Annotated in this window: 23 protein-coding genes; 14 read left to right on the top strand and 9 right to left on the bottom strand. The window is 68.0% G+C overall.

The window, feature by feature from the left end; translation table 11 throughout:
• Positions 1-204: 204 nt before the first annotated feature.
• The 7 genes from glf (at position 205) to QH195_RS07285 (ending at position 9,418) form a co-directional block, all read left to right on the top strand.
• The gene (glf, locus tag QH195_RS07315; protein WP_280434812.1) at positions 205-1,434 is read left to right on the top strand and encodes a UDP-galactopyranose mutase; all 1,230 of its coding nucleotides are present in this window, start codon (positions 205-207) and stop codon (positions 1,432-1,434) included.
• On the top strand, positions 1,431-3,365 hold the full coding sequence (locus QH195_RS07310; RefSeq protein WP_280423306.1) for a glycosyltransferase: 1,935 nt from the start codon (positions 1,431-1,433) through the stop codon (positions 3,363-3,365). Before glf ends, QH195_RS07310 begins: the two co-directional genes overlap by 4 nt.
• A gap of 5 nt (positions 3,366-3,370) precedes the next feature.
• Complete coding sequence (locus tag QH195_RS07305; protein ID WP_280423319.1) at positions 3,371-3,937, top strand: phosphatase PAP2 family protein; 567 nt, start codon at positions 3,371-3,373, stop codon at positions 3,935-3,937.
• A gap of 1 nt (position 3,938) precedes the next feature.
• Positions 3,939-4,865: a decaprenyl-phosphate phosphoribosyltransferase gene (locus QH195_RS07300; RefSeq protein ID WP_280423318.1), complete on the top strand. Its 927-nt coding sequence runs from the start codon at positions 3,939-3,941 to the stop codon at positions 4,863-4,865.
• On the top strand, positions 4,843-6,819 hold the full coding sequence (gene zomB / locus QH195_RS07295; protein WP_280434811.1) for a flagellar motor control protein ZomB: 1,977 nt from the start codon (positions 4,843-4,845) through the stop codon (positions 6,817-6,819). The genes QH195_RS07300 and zomB overlap by 23 nt, the downstream gene beginning before the upstream one ends.
• Positions 6,820-6,988: 169 nt before the next feature.
• Positions 6,989-8,083, top strand: a complete 1,095-nt coding sequence (locus tag QH195_RS07290) for an alpha/beta hydrolase (RefSeq protein WP_280434810.1) — start codon at positions 6,989-6,991, stop codon at positions 8,081-8,083.
• A 285-nt stretch (positions 8,084-8,368) separates the two neighbouring features.
• Positions 8,369-9,418: an alpha/beta hydrolase gene (locus QH195_RS07285; protein WP_280423303.1), complete on the top strand. Its 1,050-nt coding sequence runs from the start codon at positions 8,369-8,371 to the stop codon at positions 9,416-9,418.
• Between the two features lie 133 nt (positions 9,419-9,551).
• Here QH195_RS07285 and QH195_RS07280 read toward each other — a convergent pair whose 3' ends face one another.
• From QH195_RS07280 to QH195_RS07270, 3 genes are all read right to left on the bottom strand, one after another.
• Positions 9,552-9,977, bottom strand: a complete 426-nt coding sequence (locus tag QH195_RS07280) for a DUF7144 family membrane protein (RefSeq protein WP_280419670.1) — start codon at positions 9,975-9,977, stop codon at positions 9,552-9,554.
• An 88-nt stretch (positions 9,978-10,065) separates the two neighbouring features.
• The gene (locus tag QH195_RS07275; RefSeq protein ID WP_280434809.1) at positions 10,066-11,187 is read right to left on the bottom strand and encodes an AI-2E family transporter; all 1,122 of its coding nucleotides are present in this window, start codon (positions 11,185-11,187) and stop codon (positions 10,066-10,068) included.
• Entirely contained in the window at positions 11,184-11,558 is a 375-nt protein-coding gene (locus QH195_RS07270; RefSeq protein WP_280434808.1) for an SHOCT domain-containing protein, read from the bottom strand. The genes QH195_RS07275 and QH195_RS07270 overlap by 4 nt, the downstream gene beginning before the upstream one ends.
• Positions 11,559-11,851: 293 nt before the next feature.
• On the opposite strand from QH195_RS07270, the gene QH195_RS07265 reads away from it, so the two are divergent.
• Together QH195_RS07265 and QH195_RS07260 are read left to right on the top strand one after the other, a co-directional pair.
• Complete coding sequence (locus QH195_RS07265; RefSeq protein WP_280434807.1) at positions 11,852-14,410, top strand: LuxR C-terminal-related transcriptional regulator; 2,559 nt, start codon at positions 11,852-11,854, stop codon at positions 14,408-14,410.
• 120 nt (positions 14,411-14,530) lie between these two features.
• Positions 14,531-14,728, top strand: coding sequence for a hypothetical protein (locus tag QH195_RS07260; protein ID WP_280419674.1), 198 nt, complete (start codon positions 14,531-14,533; stop codon positions 14,726-14,728).
• A 259-nt stretch (positions 14,729-14,987) separates the two neighbouring features.
• Here QH195_RS07260 and QH195_RS07255 read toward each other — a convergent pair whose 3' ends face one another.
• Positions 14,988-16,001, bottom strand: a complete 1,014-nt coding sequence (locus QH195_RS07255) for a polysaccharide deacetylase family protein (protein ID WP_280434806.1) — start codon at positions 15,999-16,001, stop codon at positions 14,988-14,990.
• Positions 16,002-16,114: 113 nt separating this feature from the next.
• Here QH195_RS07255 and QH195_RS07250 point away from each other — a divergent pair, with 113 nt between their 5' ends.
• From QH195_RS07250 to QH195_RS07240, 3 genes are all read left to right on the top strand, one after another.
• Positions 16,115-17,713 (top strand): putative glycoside hydrolase, encoded by a 1,599-nt coding sequence (locus tag QH195_RS07250; protein ID WP_280434805.1) that lies wholly within the window; start codon positions 16,115-16,117, stop codon positions 17,711-17,713.
• A 101-nt stretch (positions 17,714-17,814) separates the two neighbouring features.
• The gene (locus QH195_RS07245) at positions 17,815-19,548 is read left to right on the top strand and encodes a cutinase family protein (protein WP_280434804.1); all 1,734 of its coding nucleotides are present in this window, start codon (positions 17,815-17,817) and stop codon (positions 19,546-19,548) included.
• Between the two features lie 175 nt (positions 19,549-19,723).
• Positions 19,724-20,218 carry a nucleoside deaminase gene (locus tag QH195_RS07240; protein WP_280434803.1) on the top strand — a complete coding sequence of 165 codons (495 nt, stop codon included), beginning with the start codon at positions 19,724-19,726 and terminating at the stop codon, positions 20,216-20,218.
• A 211-nt stretch (positions 20,219-20,429) separates the two neighbouring features.
• Here QH195_RS07240 and QH195_RS07235 read toward each other — a convergent pair whose 3' ends face one another.
• Positions 20,430-21,023: a DUF3558 family protein gene (locus QH195_RS07235; RefSeq protein ID WP_280434802.1), complete on the bottom strand. Its 594-nt coding sequence runs from the start codon at positions 21,021-21,023 to the stop codon at positions 20,430-20,432.
• Between the two features lie 43 nt (positions 21,024-21,066).
• Positions 21,067-21,663 carry a DUF3558 family protein gene (locus QH195_RS07230; protein ID WP_280420846.1) on the bottom strand — a complete coding sequence of 199 codons (597 nt, stop codon included), beginning with the start codon at positions 21,661-21,663 and terminating at the stop codon, positions 21,067-21,069.
• Between the two features lie 121 nt (positions 21,664-21,784).
• Here QH195_RS07230 and QH195_RS07225 point away from each other — a divergent pair, with 121 nt between their 5' ends.
• Entirely contained in the window at positions 21,785-22,783 is a 999-nt protein-coding gene (locus QH195_RS07225; RefSeq protein ID WP_280434801.1) for a zinc-binding dehydrogenase, read from the top strand.
• 19 nt (positions 22,784-22,802) lie between these two features.
• Here QH195_RS07225 and QH195_RS07220 read toward each other — a convergent pair whose 3' ends face one another.
• The 3 genes from QH195_RS07220 to QH195_RS07210 all read right to left on the bottom strand — a co-directional run bounded on the left by QH195_RS07220 (position 22,803) and on the right by QH195_RS07210 (position 24,614).
• A complete protein-coding gene (locus tag QH195_RS07220) occupies positions 22,803-23,360 on the bottom strand; it encodes an SRPBCC domain-containing protein (RefSeq protein WP_280434800.1) in 558 nt (185 codons plus the stop codon).
• A 1-nt stretch (position 23,361) separates the two neighbouring features.
• On the bottom strand, positions 23,362-23,685 hold the full coding sequence (locus QH195_RS07215; protein WP_280420843.1) for an ArsR/SmtB family transcription factor: 324 nt from the start codon (positions 23,683-23,685) through the stop codon (positions 23,362-23,364).
• 137 nt (positions 23,686-23,822) lie between these two features.
• On the bottom strand, positions 23,823-24,614 hold the full coding sequence (locus QH195_RS07210; protein WP_280434799.1) for an aminoglycoside adenylyltransferase domain-containing protein: 792 nt from the start codon (positions 24,612-24,614) through the stop codon (positions 23,823-23,825).
• A gap of 181 nt (positions 24,615-24,795) precedes the next feature.
• Between QH195_RS07210 and QH195_RS07205 the strand changes: the two genes are divergently transcribed.
• Complete coding sequence (locus tag QH195_RS07205) at positions 24,796-25,554, top strand: ankyrin repeat domain-containing protein (protein WP_280434798.1); 759 nt, start codon at positions 24,796-24,798, stop codon at positions 25,552-25,554.
• Positions 25,555-25,722: the final 168 nt, after the last annotated feature.

Below are 25,722 nucleotides of genomic sequence, written 5' to 3'. Positions count from 1 at the left end.
CTCGCGGGGGGGGGCCTCCGCCCCGCCCCCCCCCCTCCCCCCCCCCCCCGCCCCCCCCCCGGGGGCGGGCGGGCGCGCCCCCCCCCCCCCCCCGGGCGCACGTTTTCGGCGGACATCCCGGTCGGGACCCGTCTCACCTGGCGTTACCATCCACCCGCTGATCCCGACTGGCGCCGGGAAATGCTTCCGATACGCTGGGCTCCCGTGACCGCCGCATCGTCTCCGGGTAACTCAGATAACAACGCACAGTTCGACCTGATCGTCGTCGGCTCCGGTTTCTTCGGGCTGACCGTCGCCGAGCGCAGCGCGAACTTACTCGGTAAGAGAGTTCTCGTGCTGGACCGCCGTCCGCATATCGGCGGTAACGCCTATTCGGAGCCCGAACCGGAAACCGGGATCGAAATCCACAAATACGGGGCGCACCTGTTCCACACTTCGAACAAGCGAGTCTGGGACTATGTCACCCAGTTCACCGAGTTCACCGGCTACCAGCACCGCGTTTTCGCCATGCACAAAGGCCAGGCCTACCAGTTCCCGATGGGGCTGGGGCTGGTCTCGCAGTTCTTCGGCCGGTATTTCACCCCCGAAGAGGCGCGTGCGCTGATCGCCGAGCAGGCCGCCGAAATCGATACCAAGGATGCGCAGAACCTCGAGGAAAAGGCCATTTCGTTGATCGGCCGGCCCCTCTACGAGGCCTTCTTCCGCAACTACACCGCCAAGCAGTGGCAGACCGACCCCAAGGAACTGCCGGCCGGCAATATCACCCGGCTGCCGGTCCGCTACACGTTCGACAACCGCTACTTCAACGACACCTACGAGGGCCTGCCCAAGGAGGGGTACACGAAGTGGCTGGAGAACATGGCCGCCAGTGAACTGATCGAGGTCCGGGTGGACACCGACTGGTTCGATGTCCGCGACGAATTGCGTGCGCAGAACCCGGACGCTCCGGTGGTGTACACCGGCCCGCTGGACCGCTACTTCGACTACGCCGAGGGTGAGCTGGGCTGGCGCACGATCGACTTCGAGACCGAGGTGCTGCCGACCGGCGATTACCAGGGCACGTCGGTGATGAACTACAACGACGCGGATCCGCCCTACACGCGCATCATCGAGCCCCGGCATTTCCATCCGGAACGGGACTACCCCACGGACAAGACGGTCATCATGCGGGAGTACTCGCGTTTCGCCAAGACCGGCGACGAACCGTACTATCCGATCAACACCCCTGAGGACCGAGCCAAACTGACCGCGTATCGCGCACTGGCCAAGCAGGAGACCGCCGAGGCGAAGGTCCTGTTCGGCGGCCGCCTCGGTACCTACCAGTACCTGGATATGCATATGGCCATCGCGAGCGCACTGAACATGTTCGACAATGTGCTGCGGCCGCATCTGGAATCGGGTGCGCCGCTGGCCGAGGAGAACAACGACGTATGACCTCCGCATCACTGACGCACAGCGCATCCGCCACCCGGGCGAAATCGCTCCTGCAGCGGGTGATCCTGCCCCGCCCGGGTGAGCCGCTGGATGTGCGCACCCTCTACCTGGAAGAGTCGGCGACCAACGCGCGGCGCGCGCATGCCACCACCCGGACCTCGCTCTCGGTGGGCGCGGAGTCCGAGGTGTCGTTCTGTACCTATTTCAACGCGCTGCCGGCCAGTTACTGGCGCCGCTGGAGCATGCTCGATTCGGTGGTGTTGCGGCTGGAGTTGGCCGGGCACGGACGGGTCGATATGTACCGGTCCAAGGCCGACGGGTCGCGTATCCACGTACAGGGTCGCGAGTTCTCGGTGGCGCCGGGGGCCGAAACCGTCACGCTCGAACTGGAGACCGATTTCGGGCCGTTCGAGGACGGCGGCTGGCTCTGGTTCGATATCACCACCGATACCGCGGTGACACTGGTGTCCGGTGGCTGGTACGCCCCGATCGAAGCGCCCGGCGAGGGCCGGATCGCGGTCGGTATGCCCACCTTCAACCGTCCCACCGACGCGGTGAAAACGCTGGCCGCGCTCGGTGCCGACCCGCTGGTACTCGCGCAGATCGACGCGGTGATCATTCCCGATCAGGGCACCCGCAAGGTTGTGGACGAACCCGGTTTCGAGGAGGCCGCCGCAGTGCTCGGCGACCGGCTCGCCATTCACGATCAGCCGAATCTCGGCGGGTCCGGTGGATACAGCCGGGTGATGTACGAAGCGCTGAAATCGACCAGTGCCGAATACATCGTCTACATGGACGACGATATCGAGATCGAACCCGATTCGATTCTGCGCGCCCTGGCTTTCGCCCGTTTCGCCGAATCCCCCGTGCTGGTGGGCGGGCAGATGCTCAACCTGCAGGAACGTTCGCATCTGCATGTGATGGGCGAGGTGGTCGACCGCAATATCTTCATGTGGTCGGCGGCGCCGAATGTCGAATACGACCACGATTTCGCGAAGTATCCGCTGCGCGACCGGGACAATTCGAAACTGCTGCACCGGCGTATCGACGGCGACTTCAACGGCTGGTGGACCTGCGTCATACCGCGGCAGGTGGCCGAACAACTCGGGCAGCCGCTGCCGTTGTTCCTGAAATGGGACGACGTCGAATACGGATTGCGGGCCCGCGAGGCGGGTTATCCGACGGTCACGCTGCCGGGGGCCGCGGTCTGGCATATGGCGTGGAGCGACAAGGACGACGCCATCGACTGGCAGGCGTACTTCCATCTGCGCAACCGCCTGGTGGTGGCCTCGCTGTACCAGCCGGGTAACGGGCGCGCGATGATCGCGCACACCGTCAAGGCGACCCTCAAACACCTGCTGTGCCTGGAATATTCGACCGTCGCCATCCAGAACCTGGCGATCCGGGATTTCCTGGCCGGTCCGCAGCGCCTTTTCGAACTGCTGCCCAGTGCCCTCGGCGCGGTCCACGAACTGCGCAAACAATATCCGGACGCGGTGATCCTGCCGTCCTCGACCGAATTGCCGCTGGCCAGCGGTATCGGGGTCGGCGCGGTGGGCGAACCGGCCAACCCGATCGCCAAGATCGTGCGGCTCGGCAAAGGCGTGCTGAACAATCTGCGGCCCGCCCATCCGGAGCATCACGAGCGGCCACAGCTGAATGTGCCGACCCTGGACGCGCGCTGGTTCCTGCTCTCGCAGGTCGACGGAGTCACCGTCACAACCGCCGACGGGCGCGGTGTGGTGTACCGGAAACGGGATCCGCGGCAGGCCTACGGACTCTTCCGCGAAGCGCTGCGGTTGCGTAAGGAACTCGCCGACCGGATGCCGGAAATGCGGCAGCGTTATCGTGCCGCGCATGCGGAACTCACCGGCACCGCCGCGTGGGAGAAGGTTTTCGGAATCGACGGTAGTACGGAGACCCAGCGGTGAACGCGATGAACCCGAGCCTGCAGGATTCGCCCGCCGGGCAGACCCCGCCCGAGGTGAAGATCATCGAAGCGGTGCAGGGCGCCATCGCGACCCCGCCGGTGATCTCGGCGGCGCGCGGTATGTCCCATTTCGGGGAGCACGCGCTCGGCTGGGTCGCGATCGCCGCGGCCGGCGCACTCGTCGACAAACCCCGCCGGCGTCAGTGGGCCGGGGTCGCTGTCGGCGCGGTCGGCGCGCACGCGGCGTCCATCGTGATCAAGCGCATAGTTCGCCGCCCGCGACCCCATGCGCCATCGGTGCAGGTCAACGTCGGTACGCCGAGCAAACTGAGCTTCCCGTCCTCGCACGCGACCTCGACAACTGCGGCGGCGGTGCTGCTCGGAAAATTGACCGGGCTACCCTTGCCTGCGGTGCTCGTACCGCCGATGTTGCTGTCCAGGGTCGTTCTCGGGGTGCACTACCCCTCCGATGTGATCGCCGGTTCCGCGCTCGGCGCCGCGTCCGCCGCCGTCCTGCTCGCCGCCGAAAAGAGACTCGACAGTGACCGTACAAGACGAGAAGGCGCTGCCTGATATGAGTGAAGAGCCCACCGGCGTCGATCTGGCCGAGGCCGAGGTCAAGGGACCACCCAAGACTTTGGTCGGTGGCCTGATCAAGGCCGCTCGCCCCCGCCAGTGGGTGAAGAACGTCCTGGTGCTGGCGGCACCGATGGCCGCCGGGTCGGTCACCGATCTGGATGTGCTCGGTAGTGTCGCGATCGCGTTCGTGGTCTTCTGTATGGCGGCCTCGGGTATCTACCTGGTCAACGACGCCATGGACGTCGAAGCCGACCGGGCGCATCCCACCAAGCGGTTTCGCCCGATCGCGGCCGGTGTGGTTCCGGTGAACCTGGCCTTCGCGCTGGCGGCGGTGCTGCTGCTCGGCTCGATCGGGCTCTCTTTCGTGGCCAACTGGCAGCTCGCCGCCACCATCGGGGTGTACATCGGCGTTCAGCTGGCCTACTGCTTCGGGCTCAAACACCAGGCCGTCCTGGACATCTGCATCGTGTCCTCGGGATTCCTGCTGCGCGCGGTGGCCGGCGGTGTGGCCGCCGGAATCCCGCTGTCGCAGTGGTTCCTGCTGATCATGGCCTTCGGATCGCTGTTCATGGCGGCCGGTAAGCGGTACGCCGAGCTGCAGCTGGCACTTTCCACCGGGGCCAAGATTCGCAAATCCCTGGAGTACTACACCCCGACCTACCTACGATTCACCTGGAGCCTGGCTGCCACGGCGGTTGTGGTCTTCTACGGACTGTGGGCCTTCGAACAGGGTGCGGCCAAAGATACGGAGTGGTTTGCTCTCTCGATGATCCCGTTCACCATCGCGATTCTGCGTTACGCCGTGGATGTCGACGGTGGTGAAGCCGGGGAGCCGGAAGAGATCGCCTTCGGAGACCGCGTCCTGCAGTTGCTCGCCATTGCCTGGATCGGAGCGGTAGGTGTCGCTGTCTATCTCTTCTGACGAGATTGCGGTAGCCGAAAAAGAAAAGACCGGCGAGCGGGCTGCCACCGAGCAGCCTCGCTCGTCGGCGCGTCCCACCTGGATACCGCACGCGGTATTCGCCGGTGGGATCGTGGCGACCGTCGCGCTGCTCGCCTTCGGCGGCTGGCAGCGGCGCTGGATCGCCGACGACGGTCTCATCGTCCTGCGCACCGTGCGTAATCTGCTGGCCGGCAACGGCCCGGTATTCAACCCGGGGGAGCGGGTGGAGACCAATACCAGTACGGCATGGACCTATATCGTCTGGTTCTTCAGCTGGGTGACCCAGGCCCGGCTCGAATACGTCGTCCTGGGTGTGGCGCTGACACTTTCGCTGCTGGCGCTGGTGTTCGCGATGCTGGGTACCGGCAAACTGTGGGGCCCGGCCTCCTCGACACTGCTGCTGCCGGCCGGTGCTCTCGCCTATATCGCCGTCCCACCGGCCCGCGACTATGTCACCTCCGGACTGGAAAACTGCCTGGTCATCTGCTGGATCGCGCTGCTGTGGCTGCTGCTGGTGCGCTGGAGCAAGGCGGAACGGCCCCGCGTGCCCGGATTGCTCGGACTGGCCTTTCTGGCGGGCCTGGCCCCGCTGATCCGGCCGGAGATGGCGGTCGTCGGCGGGCTGGCGCTGCTGTTGATCTTCCTCGCCCCGATGCCGGCTTCCCGCTTGCGGCCGTGGCTGCTGCGCGGGCTGGTCGTCGCCGTGGCCGGCGCGGTGCCGCTGTGTTACCAGATCTGGCGGATGGGTTATTACGGTCTGCCGTACCCGAACACCGCGGTCGCCAAGGATGCGGGCGGGGCCAAATGGGGGCAGGGTTTCACCTATCTCTGGGACCTCGCGGGACCGTACTACCTCTATGTACCACTGGCGATTCTGCTGATCGCGGGCCTGGTGGCGGCGCGGGTGTATCACGCCGAACCGGTTGTCGTGGACCCGGCCGCGGAGCAGAACCGGGCAGGGGAGACGCCCGGGCGGATCCGGCGGCTCCGCGAACGGCTGCGGACGCCCGCCGCGGTGGTCACGCTGGTGCTGTGCGCCGCGGTGATCCTCACCGTCTACGCGCTGCGGGTCGGCGGCGATTTCATGCACGGCCGGATGCTGCTGCCGCAGCTGTTCCTGTTCCTGCTGCCGGTCGCAGTGTTGCCGCTGCGGCTGCCCGAGGGCGGGGTCCGGGCGTTGACACGCCGAGACGCCCCGGCCTTCGCGCTGCTGGTCGTCGCGCTCGCCGGAACGGTGGTCTGGGCGTTGCTGGCCTCGGGAACCACCGCGATCAAGACCGGAACCAAGATCAATGAATCCGGCATCGTCGACGAACGTATCTACTACGTCCTCAACACCGGTCACGACCACCCCATCCGCGCCGAGGATTACCTCGACTACGCGCGGATGCGGCCGATGGTGGAGGCCATCGAGAACACCCCCGACGGTGGGTTGCTGCTGAATTCGCCCTCGTTCATGTTCTGGTACGTGGCACCGCCGCCGATCCCGATTCCGCCGGGCGGCGCGGGACATACGGTCTACTTCCTCAACCTCGGTATGACCAGTATGAATGTCCCGCTCGACGTTCGGGTCATCGATCCGATGGGCCTTGCCTTCCCGCTGGCCGCGCATACCGAACGACTCGAAGACGGCCGTATCGGTCACGACAAGAGCCTCTACCCGGACTGGGTGATCGTGGAAACCGGCATGGTGGACCGCAAACCGTGGCTGCCCTGGTACATGGACGAGGACTGGGTGAAACAGGCCCACGTCGCCATGTCCTGTCCGCAGACCCACGCCTTGATGCTGTCCTACAAAGGCCCCTTGACCTTCGAACGCTTCAAGCACAACCTGTTGCACGCCCTCGATTTCGCCTCCTACCGCATAGATCGCGTACCGGAGTATGAGATTCAACGCTGTGGCCTGGTGGATCCGGTACCCCCGGTGCGCTGAGCTGCCCGTTCGCCGACAGCTTTCCGGCACCGCCGGATCGGCGTGGTTCCCGGCGGGCGACTGCCGGCATGCCACGCTATTGTGCTGGCGTCCGTTCCCGGTACGCACGCAACCGGGGACCGGCGTCGGACCACGCGATCGATGGGTCGCACGACGGAGGGTGGGATCAATGCGAGGCGTTACCGGTCGCGGCCAACGGCCCGGCCACCCGGCACGGCGGCTGGGTAACCGGTTGAAACGAGCGGCGCTGCTCTCCCTGGCGGTACTGCTGCCCGTGGGGGTGTCGGTCGCCGGACCGGATGCTCCGGCATCGGCCCGTTTCGATCCCGCTTTCGGATTCGATTTCTGGGTCGAATCTCCGGAGATGGGCCCGATCAAATCGCGAATCTTCCGCGCCGCGGACGGGAACACCGGCCGGGTCGTCTACGCGCTGGACGGTATGCGCGCCCGCGACGATCTCAGCGGCTGGGAGATCGATACCGATGTCGCCCGCGAGCTGACCAAATGGAATATCAACGTGGTCATGCCGGTCGGCGGCCGCTCGAGTTTCTACGCGGATTGGAACGCGCCGAGCAACTTCTTCGGACTGGGCAGTTCCGGCAGCGCGAGTGGAGCCAGCGGGTCGGCAGCGGATTCGGGGTCGGGGCTGGGTTCGGGTTCGGCGGCCGGTCTGGGACGGTCGAACACCTACAAATGGGAAACCTTCCTGACCCGTGACCTGCGCTGGGCACTGCGCGACCGGCTCGGTTTCAACCCCAACGGGAATGGCGTGTTCGGGCTGTCCATGGGTGGTAGCGCGGCGCTCGCGCTCGCGGCATACCATCCCGACCAGTTCCGCTACGCGGCTTCCTATTCCGGCTACCTGAACGTTTCCGCCCCCGGTATGCGTGAGGCTCTGCGCGTGGCCATGCTCGACGCCGGCGGTTTCAATATCGACGCAATGGCGCCACCGTGGAGCCCGCAGTGGTTGCGGATGGACCCCTTCGTCTTCGCGCCGATGTTGCGCGCCCACAACACCAGGCTCTGGATCTCGGCCGGGAGCGGCCTGCCCGCGGCCGCGGACGGGCTGGATGTGCAGACGGTGAACGCAATGGGGCTGGAAGCGCTGGCGCTGGTCAACACCAGGGCCTTCCAGGCTCGGATGATGTCGCTGGGCGCGAACAATGTCACCTACGACTTCCCGGCCGTCGGTGTGCACAACTGGCGATACTGGACCGACGAGGTGTACCGGATGATCCCGGATCTGTCGGCCAATATCGGCTGAACCCAGCTCCGCCCGGCGGACCGGCCCGTCCCTTTGCGGAAACGTTGCCGTACGCGCCCGATGGGGCGTACGGCAACGAAACCGCAGCCGCGCCACGCGTATGCGTGTGACCTGCGACACTATCTGGCAACATGAACGTGCATCTGGTCGATTGATACACCAGGAACATGTATCCAGGTAACGGCTTCCGTAACCAGCGGGCGCCGAGGTCTATGTATCCGATATGGGGCCGGTAGCGTAGCTCGTGATTTGCTGTCCGGCTGTCCAGGCGAAAGGTCTAGTCGAATGCGAAGTGCGCGAAGGCTCAGATCGGTCCGATCCCGGCGGTGGATCGGTCGTTGGGCGCTGGGTATCACCGTGGCACTGCTCGCTCCACTCGCGGTGTCGTTGTCCGATTCGGGCACCCGGGTCGAGGCGGCACCCAACCCGCGGGGATTCGATTTCGTGGTCGATTCCCCGGAGATGGGGCCGATCAGGTCCCGGATCTTCCGGGCCAAGGACGGCAACACCAACCGCGTCGTCTACGCCCTGGACGGTATGCGCGCCCCCGAGACACACAGCGGCTGGGAGTTCGACACCAATATCGCCGACGCGCTCACCGACTGGAATATCAACGTCGTCATGCCGATCGGCGGTATGTCCAGCTTCTACGCCGACTGGAATGCGCCGAGTTCGTTCTTCGGTGCGCCGCCGACCGGCTCGTCCTCGGGATCCGGCGCGCTCAACGTGATATCCCAAGGGCCGGGCAAAAGCTATCGCTACGCCTGGGAAACGTTCATAAATCAGCATTTGCGCTGGGCGCTGCGCGACCGGCTCGGGTTCAACCCGTACCGCAACGGCGTATTCGGATTGTCGATGGGCGGTAGCGGTGCGCTGACCCTGGCCGCCTATCACCCAGATCAGTTCAGTTTCGCCGGTTCCTACTCCGGCTACCTGAACATCTCCGCGCCGGGTATGCGTGAGGCCATCCGGATGGCCATGATCGATGCCGGCGGGTACAACGTCGACTCGATGGCCCCGCCGTGGGGTCCGCAGTGGCTCCGGATGGACCCGTTCGTCTTCGCGCCGATGCTGCGCGATCACAACACGCGCCTCTGGATTTCCGCCGGTAGCGGGTTGCCCGCGCCGGCCGACGGATTCAACGGCAATACCGTGAACGGAATGGCGCTCGAGGCGCTGGCGCTCGCCAACACCCGATCGTTCCAGCTGCGGATGATGTCGCTGGGTGCGAACAATGTCACGTACTCGTTCCCGGCCGCGGGGATCCACTCCTGGACGTATTGGGAAGCCGAAGTGCATCGGATGATTCCGGATTTGTCCGCGAATATCGGATAACCAGCGGTGGGGGGGGGGGGGGGGCGCCCGCCCCCCCCCCCCCCCCCCCCCCCCCCCCCGCCCCCCCCCCCCCCCCCCCCCCCCCCCCCCCCCCCCCCCCCCGCCCCCGCGCCGGTCTCGTACGACGGGCGCGTCAGGCCTGTGGACGCCAGGTGGCGATCGCCCAGATCACCACGATGTTCAGGGCGATGACAAGCGTCGACCACCACGGGTAGTAGGGCAGCCAGAGGAAGTTCGCCAGAATCGACAGTGCCGCGACGACGATCGCCAGCACCCGGCCCCAGGTGGTACCCGTCATCAGCCCGAGCGCCGCCACGATCAGGACGGCGCCGAGCACGATATGGATCCAGCCCCAGGTGGTGATATCGAACTCGTAGACGTAGTCGATACCGACAACGAACAATTCGTCCCGGGCGACCGCGGCGATGCCCTCGAGCACCGAGAGCACGCCGACCGTCAACAGCAGGATCGACGCGCCGATCGCGGCACCCGCGGCAAAGCCCTGCCGCAGCGGGCCGCCTTCCCGAGTGTCGGAGGTGTATTGCGGTGCGGTGGTCATCTCCACTCCTTCCGAGCGCAGTGATTACCTCGACTGTCGCCGTTCGGGTACCGGTGCTGCCTCACCCCGCCCGGGTGAACTCCGCCGTTCACCCCGGCGCGGGCGGTGGTTCGGTGCGCCGCTTGCCGCGATCCGGGGCGCGTTCGCCGATGAGCACATCCACCCACCTGGTCGCGGGGTCGATATCGAACAGCACCGCTTTCGCCAGCAGAGTGAGCGGAATCGCCAGCAGCGCGCCCAATGCGCCGAGTACCCACGACCAGAACACCAGCGACAGGAACGTGACGGTCACGCTGAGCCCGACCGCGTCGCCCACGTATTTCGGCTGGATCACCGACTGCACGACGACATTGAACACGCAGTAGACAACGATCACCCAGAGCATTCGTGTCCATCCGCCGTCCAGCAGGGCCAGTAGCGCGGGCGGCACCAGCCCGATGACGAAACCGATATTCGGGATGTAGTTGGTGATGAACGACAGCAGTGCCCACAGCAGCGGGAACGGCACCGCCAGCAGCCACAGCGCCACACCGTCGAGGACCGCGACGATCAGGCCGAATACCGTGGACACGATCAGGTATTTGCGGGTGCCCGAGGTGAACGAACCCAGCGCCTGGGCGATATCGGGCCGCATACTCCGCAACACATCCATCCGGCGTCCGATCGTCATTCCGTCGAACACCATGAACAGCAGCAGCGTGACCACGAAGATCAAGTTCGAGAACACGCCCGCCAGCCCGCGCAGCAGATCCTCGAGCAGTTCGACCGCCTTGCCCAGATCGAAGCCGCTCAACGCGTGATCGATCCGTTCCTTGTCGATATCGAAGCCCGCCAGCAGGTCCTGGACCTGCACGAGCAGGTCGGCGAACTGATCGGAGTACTCCGGTAGCGCGGTGGCCAGCTGAGCCGCGGAGACAACCAGGGCCGCGACCAACCCGAGCAGGATCAGATACACCACCACAAGCGCCGCGAGCATTCCCAGCCAGACGGGCCGGCCGCGGCGCTGCATCCGCTGCTGGATGGGCTGCACGGCTATCGCCAGCATCAACGCCAGGAAAACCGGGCCCAGGACACCGGAGAACGCGCGGGCGCCGGTTACGGCGACCACCGTGGCCGCCGCAACCAGCAGAACGATCAAACCGCGCGGAATCGCCCACTGCCCGGGACCCGGCGCCGCCGGTGGGGGTGCCGGCGGGGGCGCAGCGGTCACGACATGGCCTTGGCCTTGAGGCGCTCGAACTCTCCTTCGGTGATCGTGCCTTCGGCGAGCAGCCGTTTCGCCTCGGCTATCTGCGCGGCCGGGTTGGTGCCGGCAGTGCGCTGGATGAATTCCTTCTCGGCGGCCTGCACCTGCTGTGCCTCGGTGATCGACCGCTGGGTCATCCCCTTACCGCGGACTATCAGGTAGACCAGCGAGGTCAGCAGCGGCAGCACGATCAGCAGAACCACCCAGATCGCCTTGACCCAGCCGGAGGTCTCCCGGTCCCGGAAGAGGTCGCCGATGATGTAGAACAGCAGCAGCAGGTAGGCGATGAACGCGAAGCTCACCACGACCAGCCAGAGCGCTTCCCAAAACGACACGGTCCACCTCGCTTACGTCGGATCCAGTGGCCCCCACAGCGGGGATCCGTTCCACGGTATGGCGGCCCGGCCGGTGCCCGACTCACCCGATACGGATGAATATTCCCGGATACGCCCTGGTAACAGGTTGGTTCAGGGGCCGCTGAGGGTGCCTTCCGCTCGGGTAGGCTGCGGCCGAGTGCGTGCTAGTGCTGTTTCGGAAATTTTCTTCGGGAGGCACCGTGACCACTTCGCCAACACTGGATCCGACGGGCCGCCCGCTATCGCGAGCCCGGCCACGGTCCCATATCCCGGTGTTCCCCTTCGACCCGGTATCACGGCCGCGTTTGCATACCGGGCTCGATGCCGTGGTGGATCGCCGCAACGGCGGTGTCCTGCTGGTCTGCGGTGCGGTGGGGGTCGGCAAAACGGTTGCCGTGGCGGACTGGGTGGCAACGCATCTGCCACGTTCACACCCGGAGGCCCGGATCGCCTGGCTCACCGTCCGCGACCAGACCGCGGTGTGGCCGGAGCTGCGCACCCGGCTGTGCGTACCCGCCGCGGGGTCCGGGCAGCCGGCCGCGGGGGTGGGTGAGGCCGAAGCGATCCTCACCGCGTTGGCCGACAGCTCGGACCCGACCGTCGTGGTGATCGACGATGCCCACCTGATCACCGATCCGCTCGCCCTGGCCGGACTGGAGTATTTCCTGCAGCACGCACCGCCGACAGTGACGACCGTGCTGTGTGCCCGCTTCGATCCCCCGATCCGCTGGCATCTGCTGCAACTGCATTCCCGGCTGACCCGGTGGAGCGCCCACGATCTCGCGCTCTCCCCTGCCGAGGCGTCGCGGCTGTGCGCGGGGCATGAATGCGCACTCGACGAGCAAGGCCTGCACACCCTGATGGATCTCACCGAGGGGTGGGCAGCGCTGGTGCGGATCGCGGCGATCTACCTCACCGCCAGCTCGAGTGACAACGCCGATGCGCTCACCGCGCTGGCCCGGCCACCGCATGCGTTCGCCGACCTGCTCGTCGGTGAGCTGATCGATACGCTCTCCCCCGCGCTGCGGCAGTTCCTCACCTGCACCAGCGTCCCGGAGGAGTTCACCGAACAACTCGCCGACGATCTCGTCGGCGGCGGTGCGGCACATCTGCTCTACGAACTCGACCGGATCAATTTCCCGATGACCTCGCTGTCGCGCGGCGGGAAGGTCTGGTACTCCTACCATCCGATGCTGCGGGCCTACTTCCTGGCGGAGGCCAACCGGCTGGGCCGGGATCTCTGCGCCGACCTGCACCTGCGGTCGGCGCGCCGGCTCACCGCCATCGGTGAACTGCAGGCCGCGCTGACACATCTGCTCGCGGTACCCGATCACCGCGAGCTGGGGTCGTTCCTGGCCGAGCACGCACTGGCACTGGTTTTCGCCGATCACGGCGAAACCCTTTTCGACGCACTCGCGACCGCGGCGCCGGATGTGCTGACCGATCCGTTCCTGCGCCTGCTGCAGGCCACCGACGCGCTGCTGCACGGCGGCAGCGGTACGGCACAGGCATACCGCGACAGCGCCCGCCTGCTCGCCGACGACGACCCGCATTCGCTCGCCGGGCCGTACCGGCTGGAGGCCTTGACCGCGGCCGTGGACGCCGAGCTCGCCGTGGCGACGGGCGCCGATTCCGATCCCATCGTCTTCCCGGAACGGATGCCGCCCGCCGATCGCCCCGACCTGGACGGCTACCTCGCCGTCACCACCGGCACCGCTCTCGCACTGCGCGGTGAACTGGCCCGGGGTGAGGAGCGGTTGCGGATCGCCCTGAGCCGGACCCGGTCCCGCTGCCATCCCCGGCTGCGGTTGATCGCGGTGACCCGGCTCGCCGTCACCGCCGGGCTGGCCGGATCGATCACGACGATGCGGCAGCGGGCCGAACGGGCCTGCGCCATCGCCCGCGATCACGACCTGCTGGATCTGCCGGAAACCGTGCACGCCACCGCGCTCGAGGCCTACGGCGCCTATCTGCAGGGCTCGGATCCGCACCCGGAGCAGATCCGGGTGCTGTGCGCCGAGCACATCCGCCGCGACGGGACGCCCGGGCCGGTGGCGGGCCGGTTGCCGCATGTGGTCGGCAACCTGCTCGACTGCCAGTGCGGTGACGATCCGGGCGCCACCGACCGGCTGCGCCGCAGTATCGGCCGGCTGCTCGATACCGACCCCGCACCCGTACTCGGTGGCGGCCTGGTGAGTGCCGCGGTGTGGGCACTGCTGGGGGCGGGCGATACCGCGGCCGCGCGGCAGCTGACCGAACGGGCGCGGGCGGTGCTCGGTCTCATCCCTGATACCGTCCTGTCCACGGCCGCGCTCACCTCCGTCGCCGGTAACCATCACACGGTCCTCGGCCAGGTGGAGCCCGTCCTCGCGGCGACCTCCGGAGCCCATCCCGTCGCCCGGCTCACCGGCTGGCTGCTGTACGCCCGTGCCCATCGTGAACTCGGCAACGACGCCAAAACCCGGGAGGCCGTGGACAATGCGCTGCGGATCGGTGCCACCCATCGGATCGCCCGGCCGTTCTTCGACGTTCCCGGCACCATCGATCTGCTCGACTACTACGCCGGCTGTTTCGGGCACTGCAGCGCGTTCGCCGACAGCGTCCGGGCCGGTCACCGGCCGCCGCGGCGGGTCCAGCATCCACCGCTCACGGCCACCGAGCTGCGGATTCTGCAACAGCTGCCCTCGGGCCGCACGACCCAGCACATCGCCGACGATCTCAGTGTTTCCATCAATACGGTGAAAACACATCTGCGCGGGATCTACGCCAAACTCGGTACCCGTTCCCGGATGGAAACGCTGCAGGAAGCGCGGCGCAGCGGATTGCTCTGAACCTGCCGGAGCCGTTTCACCCGGTGCGGACGATGTGCGGCGGTGCCGCCGTGGGACACACTTCATCCGACGCGGCGACGCCTGCCGCCGCGACCGGTCCGGATGAGGCAGGAGACGGCGATGCGATACCAGTTCACCATCGACGGCGAACTCTCCCAACGTGCGCTCGCCGCTTTTCCCGAGCTCGCCGGCGATCACGCCCACGGCACCACCGTGCTGTCGGGTCCGGTCACCGATCCGACTGGTATCCGCGGAATCCTGGCCCGGATCGACAATCTGGGTCTCACCGTGATCGAGATGCGCCGACTACCCGATTGAGCGCCAGAGCATTACGCAGCCGGGATGCGCCGGCACGGCTCGGTGTGGTCCCCGCGCACGCTGGTAACGGTTAGGCGTTCGAGGATCGACCGGCGCTCGAGCGACCGCGAACCGGCCCCAGGGCCCCGCCGACCAGCGCCGGGACAATCACCGCGGCGACGAGCAGTGGCCGGACCGCGGCCTCGAGGGCGGGGCGAGAGCGGCACCGACCGCCGGCGGCGAGGAAATTCAGTCGCTGAATGATCTGCCACGGAAGACCTCAATAGGTATGTGCTCTATCGGCCCAGCGCGGGTCGAGGCGGTTCGCCGAACTGCGCGGAAACGAGATACGACCGGGGTCACCGTCGGAGGTGTAGCGGCGGGCCGGTTCGGCCGCGAGGAGGTCGAGCCAATAGCCGGAATCGAACGGTACCGCGCCCGGACCGGACCGGATCCGCGGCACCGCGGCGGGAACCACCGGACCGAACGGCGACGGCGCGGGGTTCGCGCCGACCAGCATCGCGGCAGCGAACCGGTAGGGCGTCCCACCCGAGTTTCCGGCGAGCGCGAGAGCAGGGTCGGCCGGGGCGCTGCCCAGCGGCAGCGCCATCGTGGTCACCGCGGTACCCGGCGCCGCGGCGGTGATCGCCCGGACGTTCTGTGCCAGCTCGTGCTGCACACCGGCGGCGTCCAGGCCGGCGAGATCGGGATGGCTCGCGGTATGCGCGCCGATCTCGTAACCGTGCTCGGCCAGCCAGGGCAGGGCGCGTGGATCGGCCTCGAACGGGTCGTTGTTGACGTAGAAGGTCGCGCGGGCCGGGAAGCCGGGGTGCTCGGCGGCGAACCGCTCCAGCACGCCGACGGCGCAGTCCGGGGCAGGTCTCCCGGCCGCGGTGAACCGGAGCTGGCTGCCGGTGGAATCGTCGAAGGTGAGCACCACCGGATGTGTCCCGGCCGGAATATCGATGTCCCCGGTGATGTACTGCGCGGCGGTGACCGGGCGGTAGCCCTCGCGATACAACCGGTCCAGTTCCGCGCGGAACTCGCCCGGACTCTGGTCGTACTCACCGGACGGTTCGGCGGTCACCTGGTGGTACATGAGAATCGGCACCTCGCCCAATTCGTCGGCACCGACCGCCGCCGGATCCGGGGGCGCGGGCGGCGGGGGCGCCGCGGACGTACTCGGCGGTGTGCCCGCCGAGGCGGGCTCGTCCGTTGCTCCGCAGGCCGTGGCGGCCGCGCAGACCAGCGCCGCCGCGACCACCCGAACACCTTTCCCGGGGTACCGCACCATCGCCCGAATATTACGTGCCGGCAACGATTTACGGTTCATCTCCGCGAAACAGATCGGCGCTCCGGCGGACTCGCCATAGTGGGCGGGAAGCTGTTCGCGGAAGTTGGTGTGTTGTGCTCGTGCGGGTCCGGGCGGCCGGCCGGAAACGGTTGGCGGTCCTCGTATTCGGTGTTGTCGTGATCGTACTGCTGGTGTTCGCCGGGATCGGGGCCGGTCGTTCGCCGGCCCCCGATCTTCCGCTGACGGGTCTCCCGCCGGGCCCCGTCGGCGCTGCCGCACTCCGGGATCTGACCCTTCGGGTGGACGCCGCCGGACACGATCCGCACGCCGTGGAGCTCACGGTGGACGGTTCGCCCGTCACCGGCCGGGTCGACGGCGACACCGTCGTCTACCGGCCCGAGGGGCTGTCCGACGGCGAGCACACCTTCACCGCCGAGATACCACCCGGTGGGCCGACCGGTTGGCTGCGCGACGGCCCGGGCGCCGAGGCGACGTTCACAGTGGACACCGCCGCCCCGGAATTGCAGGTGACCCAACCGGATACCGTCGCCTCCTACCGCGCCCCGGTCACCGTGCGCGGGCGGGCACCCGACGCGGAACGGGTCTCGATCGGAGCGCATTCGGTGACACCCGGTCCCGACGGCAGTTTCGTGAGCGAACTCCCGCACAGCCCCACCGGGTCGGAGGTGGTCGCGGTGGACGCGGCGGGAAACACCACCACGCAGGCGCTCACTACCGGTATCGACCTGCCCCGGATGCGCGCCGTGCACGTCACCGCGCACGCCTGGTCCTACGGACCGATGCGGGAAGCCGTCCTCGATCTGGCCCGCCAGAAACGCATCGATACCGTGCAACTCGATATCAAGGACGAGGACGGCGTCGTCGGCTACGCCTCGAAGGTGCCGCTGGCCCGCACGACCGGCGCCGCCACCCCGATCTACGACGCGCGGGCGGCGCTGCGGCAACTCCACGATATGGGTGTGCAGGTGGTCGGCCGGATCGTCGCCTTCCGCGATCCCGCCCTCGCCGAATGGGCCTGGCACCACGGCCGCCCGGACTGGGTGGTGCAGAACCCGGCCCGGCAGCCGTATTCCAGCCACTACGGCGCCATCGCGTTCACCAATTTCGCCCACCCCGAGGTTCGCGGCTACAACATCGCGCTCGCGGTGGAGGCCGCCGAACTGGGCTTCGACGGGATCATGTACGACTACGTCCGCCGGCCCGACGGCAGGCTGTCGAGTATGCGTTTCCCCGGACTGAAGGGTCCCGCCACCGAAGCCGTCGCCGGGTTCCTGGCGCAGAGCCGCGCTCCGGTGCACGCCGCCGGCGCCCACCAGAGCGCCGCGGTCTACGGGATAGCCGCGACCCGGCCCGACCAGATCGCGCAGGATATCCGGCTCATCGCCCCACAGGTGGATTTCGTCGCGCCGATGATCTACCCCTCGCACTGGGGTCCGGGCGAATACGGTGTGGCGAATCCGAACGGGCAGCCGTTCGATATCGTCGCCGCCTCCCTGCGCGATTTCCAGACCGTGACCAAGGGCACGGGCGCGAAGGTGATCCCCTGGCTGCAGGATTTCAGTCTGGGCGTGAACTACGGGGATGCGCAGGTCAGAGCCCAGATCCATGCGACCTATAAATCCGGGATCGATAGTTTCTTCCTGTGGAGTCCCAGTGTGGAATACCACGGCGGCGCACTCGACCCGAAGTGATCGCGTAACGCCGCACGCCCCGGCCGCGACGTCTCCGGTGACGTAACGGCCCGTCGGGGGGCCAGTCCGTCCATTATCAGTTCTGGAATGGAGCATGGGACATGGCTTTCCGAAGTAGCTGGATTCTGCGATCCCGCGGCTGGTTCACCCAGCACCGCATCGCCGCGGCGATCGCGGCACCCGCCGCCCTCGGCGTGGTGGCCGCGGTGGGCGCCACCTATTCGATGACCGCACCCTCGCAGCAGGCGGATACGCAGCTGAAGGCGTCGGTCACCGAATGCCACGACATGGTCACCATCTCGGTCGCGGGCCGCGGTGACACCCCGCGGGAGGGCACCACGAAACTGCTGGTCGACGCCCACGGCAACCCGCTGCCCGCGGCATTGTCGGGCGACCACAGCAGCGAATGGGTGGACCCGGTGGTGAACGCCCCCGCCGACGATGTGGACCCCGGCTCCTACGCCGCGGTCTATATCGCCTACCCGGCGGATATGGCCACCTACGAGGACGCGGTCACCTCCGGGGTCGCCAACACCCAGCAGGTGATGCGCGAGATCGCGCAGGCCTGCCCCGACACCCGGTTCGCCATTGTCGGCTACAGCGAGGGCGCCGATGTGGTGCGCCGGGTCGCCATGGAGATCGGGCATCAGGAACAGCAGGACGGCGGCTACGCGATCGTCGACCCGGACAAGGTCACCGGTGTCGTGATCCTCGCCGATTCCGGCCGCGCCGCGGGCGACGGCCCGTTCCCGGGCGCCGAGAACCCGCACGGCAACCCGGACGGTTTCGACCAGGCGTATCAGAACGGGAAGAATCCGGTCCCCGGGCAGGGTGCGCTCCCGGATACGAGCGGCGATTTCGGCGCGTTGGACGGCAAGATCGCCTCGTTCTGCTCCGACGGCGACCTCACCTGCGCGGCACCGGAGAACATCGCGCTGTTGCAACTGGTGGTCAATGTGGCACGGCAGATGAATGTCGACGCACTCGAACGGGACGGGCTCACACCGGCCACCGGGCAGGACGTCGCGGTCGTCCTGAGCCGGGTCGCATTGCTCGCACTCGCCGATATCCAGTCGCAGCCGAACTGGATGGCCAGTGACGAAACCTTCCTCGAGGTCCTGCTGCGCGTCTCCGAGCCGGGCTACGAACCCGGCGCCACTCCCCCGGCCGGCGAACAGCCCGCGGATTCCATCTCGACCGGCGAGATGGCCCCGCTGGCCTATCTCCCACAGAAGGTGCTCAACGAGATCATCGGGTTGATCGTGACGAACCAGAACACCATTCCCGTGATCCTGTCCGACCCCTACAACCTGACACTCGGCCCCAACGCCACCGGTCATCACTTCGACTACTGGCGCGACGCGGACCCGGCCAACGGCAAACCGCTGACCTCCGCCGAATACGCGGCGGCCTGGCTCACTCATCTGGCGAAGCAGGCCCAGGCGGGCGAACCGGTGAATACGAAATCCACCCCCACCCCCGAAGATCTGGACGACGCCTACCGGGCAGCCGCGGCAACAACCACCGAACAGGCTGCCGAGCCCACCGGCACCACCACAGTGGCGCCGACGACCACCGGCACCACCCCGGCCACGACCACACCGGACGAAACGACAACCACACCGCCTGCCGGCGAGCCGACAACCGTTCCGCCCTCCTCGACGACGGAACCCCCGAGTTCGACAACGGTGCCCCCGGGCTCCACATCGGCAACGGAGGTCGCCGATCCGGCGACCACCACACCCACCACGACCGTGCCCCGGACCACCGAGTCCACCACCACGGAACAACCCGCGCCACCGGCAGGTGAGTCGGTCGCGCAGACTACGCGCTGAACAACCGGACCGTACGTACCGAATCATCCGGGCGGCCGGGACAACCTGGTCCCGGCCACCCGGATCAGCGCTGATCCGATCCGGTACGGGACGCTGTCAGGGCCTGCGAGCTTCCTCGGCCGAAACACCGAGTAGCACTCTCCGGCTCTTGTCCCCGATCCGCGAAAATATTCGTATGACCGTCACCGCACAGGATCTCGCCCACCTCCGCCGTTGCATCGACCTCGCCCGCGAAGCACTGGCCGACGGCGACGAACCCTTCGGCTCCGTCCTGGTCGCCGCGGACGGCACGGTGCTGTTCGAGGACCGCAACCGAGTGAAGGACGGCGACGCCACTCAGCATCCGGAATTCGCGATCTCCCGGTGGGCCGCCGGGCACCTGACCCCGGAACAGCGCGCGGCCGCCACCGTCTACACCTCCGGGGAGCACTGCCCGATGTGCTCCGCAAGCCACGGCTGGGTCGGGTTGGGACGCATCGTCTATGTCACATCCAGCAGTCAGCTCAGGGGCTGGCTGCGCGAATGGGGTGTCCCCGCAGCACCGGTCGCCTCACTGCCGATCGGCGAGATCGTCCCGGGCGCGATCACCGACGGTCCGGTCGACGAACTGGCCGCAGAGGTCGAAGACCTCTACCGCGCCTGCTTCACACAGGAAGGCACCGCGCGATGAGCTCACCACATATTGCCCCTCGCAGGCACCCGGAATGGTCGCCGGCCGACCTCGCCCGAGGGTCGGTTCCGTTCCCGCCGATTTCCTGAAAAATGGGAGGTCGAACTGCGGCAGGACCTCACCGGTATCGAGGTCTTTCGCGTCGACGAACAGCTCGGTGAACTGCGTCTCGAAATCGCGTAGCGCCTGATCGTCGGCCCCGCGACGATGCTCAGTGCAACTTCCCGGCGATCACGCCCGCGATAGCGACGGCCTGGGGGCACGGGTCCCAGGCCACGCCCGTGTGCAGGCCGCCGCCGTCGAGGCGGATACCGAAGGATCCACCGGAGGGCACCGCGACTTCCACCGAACACGAACTGTGGCTGCCGTCGGGATAACGATCGTCCGGCCGTACGGCGGCGCGGTTGCCGCCGATGGTGACTTCCCGGTCGGCCGAGTCCTGATTCTCCTGCCGGCGCGGACCCTCGACGCCGGATTTGCTTGGGGTGAACCGGACCGAGAAGCGGCCCGCGGGCGAGGTCTGCACCGACTGCCAGCTGCACGCAGGCAGCGCATTCGGGGGTGTGGCCGGTTCGCCCCCGGGTTCGAGGATGAAACGGGCGGTGTCGTCGGCGTCGAGCACCGAGCACGGGTGGTAGGTGAGTTCGTCCACCGTCCACGGGCGCTCCGGGACCGGTGGCGCCACCGGGACCACGACCGTGGTAGCCGGGGCGGGCCGGGTGGTTTCGCAGGCAGCGATGAGCGCGACGCTCACGCCCGCGGTGAGCGCCATCGTGGACCGCAGGATGCGCGCGCAGTTCGTCATGATCCGTCTCCTGGGCCGACGGTTCCGTGCGGCCCGCCGGTATTCACCGCATCCGCCCGGCAACGAGTCCGGCGACCTCGACGAGCGGGTCGCAGTCCTGCGCAGCGATCCGCGCACCGCTTTCGTAGTCGACGGAAAGCCGGAACTGACCACCCGATTCGACCGCTGCGTAGACAGTGCACCCGAGCGGATCACCCGATCCGTCGAAGAATACGAAGGCCGGCCGATCCGCGAGGGTGAGCGTTCGCGTGGCGTCCGGGTTCTTCTCCCGGAACACGCGCTCGTACGGTGCGTAGTCGCCGTCGTGGTCGGGCACGAAGCTGAGCGTCTGCCGCCGCCCGGCACCGTCGCGACCACGCCACAGGCAATGTGTTCCTTGTGGCGGGGTGCTCGCGTCACCCGGGGATTCGAACCCGAAGCGGGAGAGGTCGGTTTCCGCGAGGACGACGCACGGATGGTAGGTCAGCTGGGCCGTCGTCCAGGGCGCGGTGGGAGGCGGCATTCCCGGCCCGGGAACCTCGACGACCACGGTTTCCGGCGCGGCCCGGTTGGTTTCGCAGCCTGCCGTCGTGAGCACCACCGCCGAAACAGCGACAGCGACCCCTATCCCGCGACACATGGCCCGCACAGCGTTGCGCATGATGATCTCCCTCCTGCCCGGAATCCAACCAGATATCCGCCGGGCACGCCGCCGGGCTTGACCTCAACAATGATTCAGGTTTCAGACTGGTCCGGGGAACAGCGAACCGAGGAGGCTCACCGTGCAGGCAGTGCAGGTCAAGGAATTCGGCGCACCGGAGGTGCTCGAACTACAGGAGGTCGCGGCACCGGAACCGGGACCAGGACAGGTGCTGGTGGAGGTCGCCGCCGCCGATGTGATGTTTCTCGATACCCGGCTGCGGTCGGGCTGGGGTACCGATTTCTTCCCGGTCCAGCCCCCGTACATACCGGGCGGAGCAGTCGGCGGCACGGTGACCACGGTCGGCCCGGGCGTCGATACCGCCTGGCTCGGCCGGCGGGTCGCGACTCGCACGGCGGCCAGCGGAATCGGCGGCGGCCTACCCATCGGCGGATACGCCGAGCAGGCGGTCGCGGTCGGCGATCTGCTCACCGAGGTTCCGGACGGAGTGAGCCTCGACCAGGCCACCGCGCTGGTCCACGACGGTCACACCGCGCTCGCCGTGTTCGACCGCGCCGCCGTCCGGCCGGGCGATACGGTTCTGATCACCGCGGCGGCCGGTGGACTGGGCACCCTGCTCATCCAGCTGGCCCGGCAGACGGGTGCGCAGGTGATCGCGGCGGCCCGCGGCGGGACGAAACTCGCTCTCACCGAACGCCTCGGCGCGCACACCGCGATCGATTACTCCGAACCGGGCTGGACCGGTCACGTCCTGGCCGCGACCGGCGGTCAGGGACCCCACGTGGTGCTCGACGGTGCGGGCGCAGACCTGGGTGAGGCCGCACTCGCGATCACGAGAACCGGCGGGCGGTTCCTCGGGTACGGGGCCGCCGCCGGCGAATTCGCCGGAACGGCCGCGGCGGACGCCCGGCACCACGGTGTCGAGGTGGTGGGTTTGCACGACCTGAACACCGGTAACGATCACCGTGCCGCATACGCGGCCCGGATCCTCGACGCGGTCGCGACCGGAACGATCGAGGTGGTGATCGGCCAGAGCTACCCGCTGGCCGAGGCCGCCCGATCGCACGCCGCCATCGAAGCGCGCACCGCTCTCGGCCGCACCTTGCTGCACATCGGCTGACCGGCCGCCGGCCGGGCGCTCACACCGAGGTCGCGTCGACGGCCTCGGTGTAGCGGCGGCGTAGCTGCGCGACCTCGTCCGGGTCGGGCATTTCGATCGGCCGGCCGTCGAGCGAATCCACGAGTTCGTCGAGGCACACGTGGTACCCGGTGGCGGTGCCGGAGAGTCCGTGCGGGCCGGGCGTACCGAACCAGACCGTACACACCAGCCGCGTCCCCGGTTCCTCGGCGAACAGCTCGAACCGCAGATGTTCGTCGTCCCAGAGGAATTCGAAAACGCGCGGCGGGTCCCAGGTGAGGATGCGGCCGGGTAGTTCCGGATCGTCGAGATCGACCTCCATCTCGGTCAGTTCCGCCGAGGCCTGTTCGACCGCCTCGGGCCAGAACCGGAACCGGATCTCGGCCCCGGTGCGGCGTTCGCCGAGAATATCGGCCGGGAACCAGTGCCGTAGATGGTCGGATTCGGTGATCGCCCGCCATACCTTGGCCGGCGGATGCGCCAGGATGCGTTCGTAGCGGGTGCCCACGCGGTCACCGTCGCGCAGTACCTCGCCGAGACGCTGGGTTACTCCGGTCATCTCACTCCTCGGGTTCGTCGGGCAGGGTGTCGAGATAGGTTTCGAGATCGTCGAGCCGGTCGGCCCAGATCTGACGGAACGGGGCCAGCCATGCATCGATCTCCCGGAGCCGGCCGGGGTCGAGTGTGTAGTGCCGGCGCGGGCCGTCCACCCGGACCCGCACCAGCGCCGCCGCGTCGAGCATTTTCAGATGTTTGGACACATTGGGTTGCGCGGTGCCCAGCACACCGACCAGATCGCCGACGGTGCGCTCACCGTCGCGCAGGAGGTCGAGGATTCGCCGGCGGGTGGGGTCGGCGAGAACCTCGAATACATCGCGTGCCACAGCTCTCATATTCCCCCTGAGGAATATTCCTGTCAAGGAATGCTAGCCGCTGCAGACACCTCCTCCCCGAACTCGGCGACCGAACCCGCGCAGGGTCCGGCGACCCGTCGCGGGAACCGATTCCACTCGCCGTATGGTCAGGAAACCGAGTTCCCCGATATCCGGTCGACACTGCGGCGTACCCACGTCAGGAATGCGTCCACCTCGCCGGCGGGCAGTTCGAGCGCCGATTCCCGCGGCCGTTCGAAACTCCGCAGCGCTTCGGCCACGAGGGGACGAAATCCCTTCTCGGCGGCAGCAATCGACCGGCCGGCCGTCCGCTTGGAAACCCAATCACCCGTCTCGCAGTAGTACACCGACCGGCAACCGTTCAAGACCCTGTTGTCCGCGAGATGTCCCGCGCCCGACGCATGCTCGCGTACCGACGCCGAAACGGCGGCGAGCAGGTCCGCACGCGCGGGCGCGCCCAGCGCCTCCCGGATCGGTCGACCGGCGAGCGTCCACCCGCTCTGGTGCCCGATCGCCCGATCGATCACATACCAGAAACCCGGCGCAGCACCGAATTCGAAGTCCGCCACGGCGGGCAGGCAGGGGCCGGTGTTCAGATTGAGCACATACCCCGCGCCAGGCGCACCCGAGGCGGCGAATCCGGCGTCGTAGACGACCAATTCCAGCCCGGCAGCGGGACAGCACAATCCGGGGTGGACCAGCGCGTCGGCGAGTTCGTGCGCCAGTCGCGCGGGCGCCGCCGGAGCGACAACGACCGTGATATCGATATCGCTGCGCCCGTGCCGATAGTCACCGAGCGCGAGCGACCCCACCGCACCGATGCTCACCAGCCGGTTCCGGTAGATCGCTTGTACACGCAGTATCAGCTCGGACAGGTAGCGCCCGACCTCGACGGGCAAGCGCTCGAGGTCGTACTCCATCACCGCCCGCCGAGAGAACCCCGGCCGTCCATCGGACCGCCGTCGCCGAACCCGATCGTCATACCCCCAAGATAGTGTGCACCCGTGGTGAGGCCGGACGGCGCGCCAGCGCGAAGGCCGCCGCCACAGACCACGCTGAACGCCGGCGATTTCCCGTTGACACCGCGACTTCAATGGACAGGTGACGAACCTTATCGATGCTGTATGGGAGCGTGATCCCGTTGCCGTCGAAGCACTGCTGAAGGCCGGCGCGTCGCCGGAGGAGTCGAGCGAGGAGGGAACCACACCGCTGTACCAGGCCGCGGTGAACGGTGCCACCGACCTGGTTCGCCTGCTGCTGGCGCACGGCGCCGACCCGAACCACCCCAGCGCGCCGGTCGAGGAGGGCCTGCCCTTGTGCGCCGCCGCCTGCTGGAATCATGCCGGTGTCGTTTCCGCGCTACTGGCCGCCGGCGCCGACCCCGATCTGCCCGAACCACCACATCCGCAGCAGCAGGGTCCGGGGACCCCGCCATTGCTGTGGGCGGCGGGCAACGGGCACCTCGAAACGGTGGACCTCTTGCTCGCTGCGGGAGCCGACCCGAATATCGCGGGCACACCGCTGACCCGCGCGGCCCGCCGCGGATGCTACGGAATAGTGCGGTCCCTGTTGGCCCACGGCGCCGAACCCGGCCTCGCCGACCACGAGGGCAATACCGCCGCGACGATCGCCGCGGACCTGGTAGGCGCCGACCTGATCGCCCTGCTCGCCGATCAGGCGGGCACGCGGGAGCGTGAGTACACAGTCGAACGGACTCCGGCCGGCGACGGCACCGACCGGATCACCCTCCGGTACGAGGACGCCGATGGTGGTGGCGGTGCAGCGTCGATCCAGGACGGGCACGGCGCGATTGCCGCGCTGTTGGCGCGACCGAACGACTCCGGCCCCGCGGACGCCTGAGTATCCGGTGTGCATCCTCCCCGGGGGGGCCCGGCCGGGGGGGGCGGGGGGGGGCCCGCGGGGGGGGGGGGGGGGGGGGCCGGGGGGGGGGGGGGGGGGGGGGCCGGGGGGGGCGGGGGGGGGGGGGGAGCGGGGCGGGCGGGGGGGGGGGGGGGGGGGGGGGGGGGG

Origin of the sequence: Nocardia carnea, assembly GCF_029868855.1 — a bacterium.
Classification (GTDB): Bacteria; Actinomycetota; Actinomycetes; order Mycobacteriales; family Mycobacteriaceae; genus Nocardia; species Nocardia carnea_A.
This window is presented reverse-complemented; position numbering and strand designations above follow the sequence as displayed.

Coding starts and splice junctions, on each gene's coding strand:
- QH195_RS07280 (WP_280419670.1), bottom strand. CDS start 9,977: ATGACCACCGCACCGCAATACACCTCCGACACTCGGGAAGGCGGCCCG.
- QH195_RS07240 (WP_280434803.1), top strand. CDS start 19,724: ATGACCGTCACCGCACAGGATCTCGCCCACCTCCGCCGTTGCATCGAC.
- QH195_RS07285 (WP_280423303.1), top strand. CDS start 8,369: ATGCGAAGTGCGCGAAGGCTCAGATCGGTCCGATCCCGGCGGTGGATC.
- QH195_RS07310 (WP_280423306.1), top strand. CDS start 1,431: ATGACCTCCGCATCACTGACGCACAGCGCATCCGCCACCCGGGCGAAA.
- QH195_RS07235 (WP_280434802.1), bottom strand. CDS start 21,023: ATGACGAACTGCGCGCGCATCCTGCGGTCCACGATGGCGCTCACCGCG.
- QH195_RS07290 (WP_280434810.1), top strand. CDS start 6,989: ATGCGAGGCGTTACCGGTCGCGGCCAACGGCCCGGCCACCCGGCACGG.
- QH195_RS07245 (WP_280434804.1), top strand. CDS start 17,815: ATGGCTTTCCGAAGTAGCTGGATTCTGCGATCCCGCGGCTGGTTCACC.
- QH195_RS07210 (WP_280434799.1), bottom strand. CDS start 24,614: ATGGAGTACGACCTCGAGCGCTTGCCCGTCGAGGTCGGGCGCTACCTG.
- QH195_RS07220 (WP_280434800.1), bottom strand. CDS start 23,360: ATGACCGGAGTAACCCAGCGTCTCGGCGAGGTACTGCGCGACGGTGAC.
- QH195_RS07255 (WP_280434806.1), bottom strand. CDS start 16,001: ATGGTGCGGTACCCCGGGAAAGGTGTTCGGGTGGTCGCGGCGGCGCTG.
- QH195_RS07260 (WP_280419674.1), top strand. CDS start 14,531: ATGCGATACCAGTTCACCATCGACGGCGAACTCTCCCAACGTGCGCTC.
- QH195_RS07300 (WP_280423318.1), top strand. CDS start 3,939: ATGAGTGAAGAGCCCACCGGCGTCGATCTGGCCGAGGCCGAGGTCAAG.
- QH195_RS07305 (WP_280423319.1), top strand. CDS start 3,371: ATGAACCCGAGCCTGCAGGATTCGCCCGCCGGGCAGACCCCGCCCGAG.
- QH195_RS07230 (WP_280420846.1), bottom strand. CDS start 21,663: ATGCGCAACGCTGTGCGGGCCATGTGTCGCGGGATAGGGGTCGCTGTC.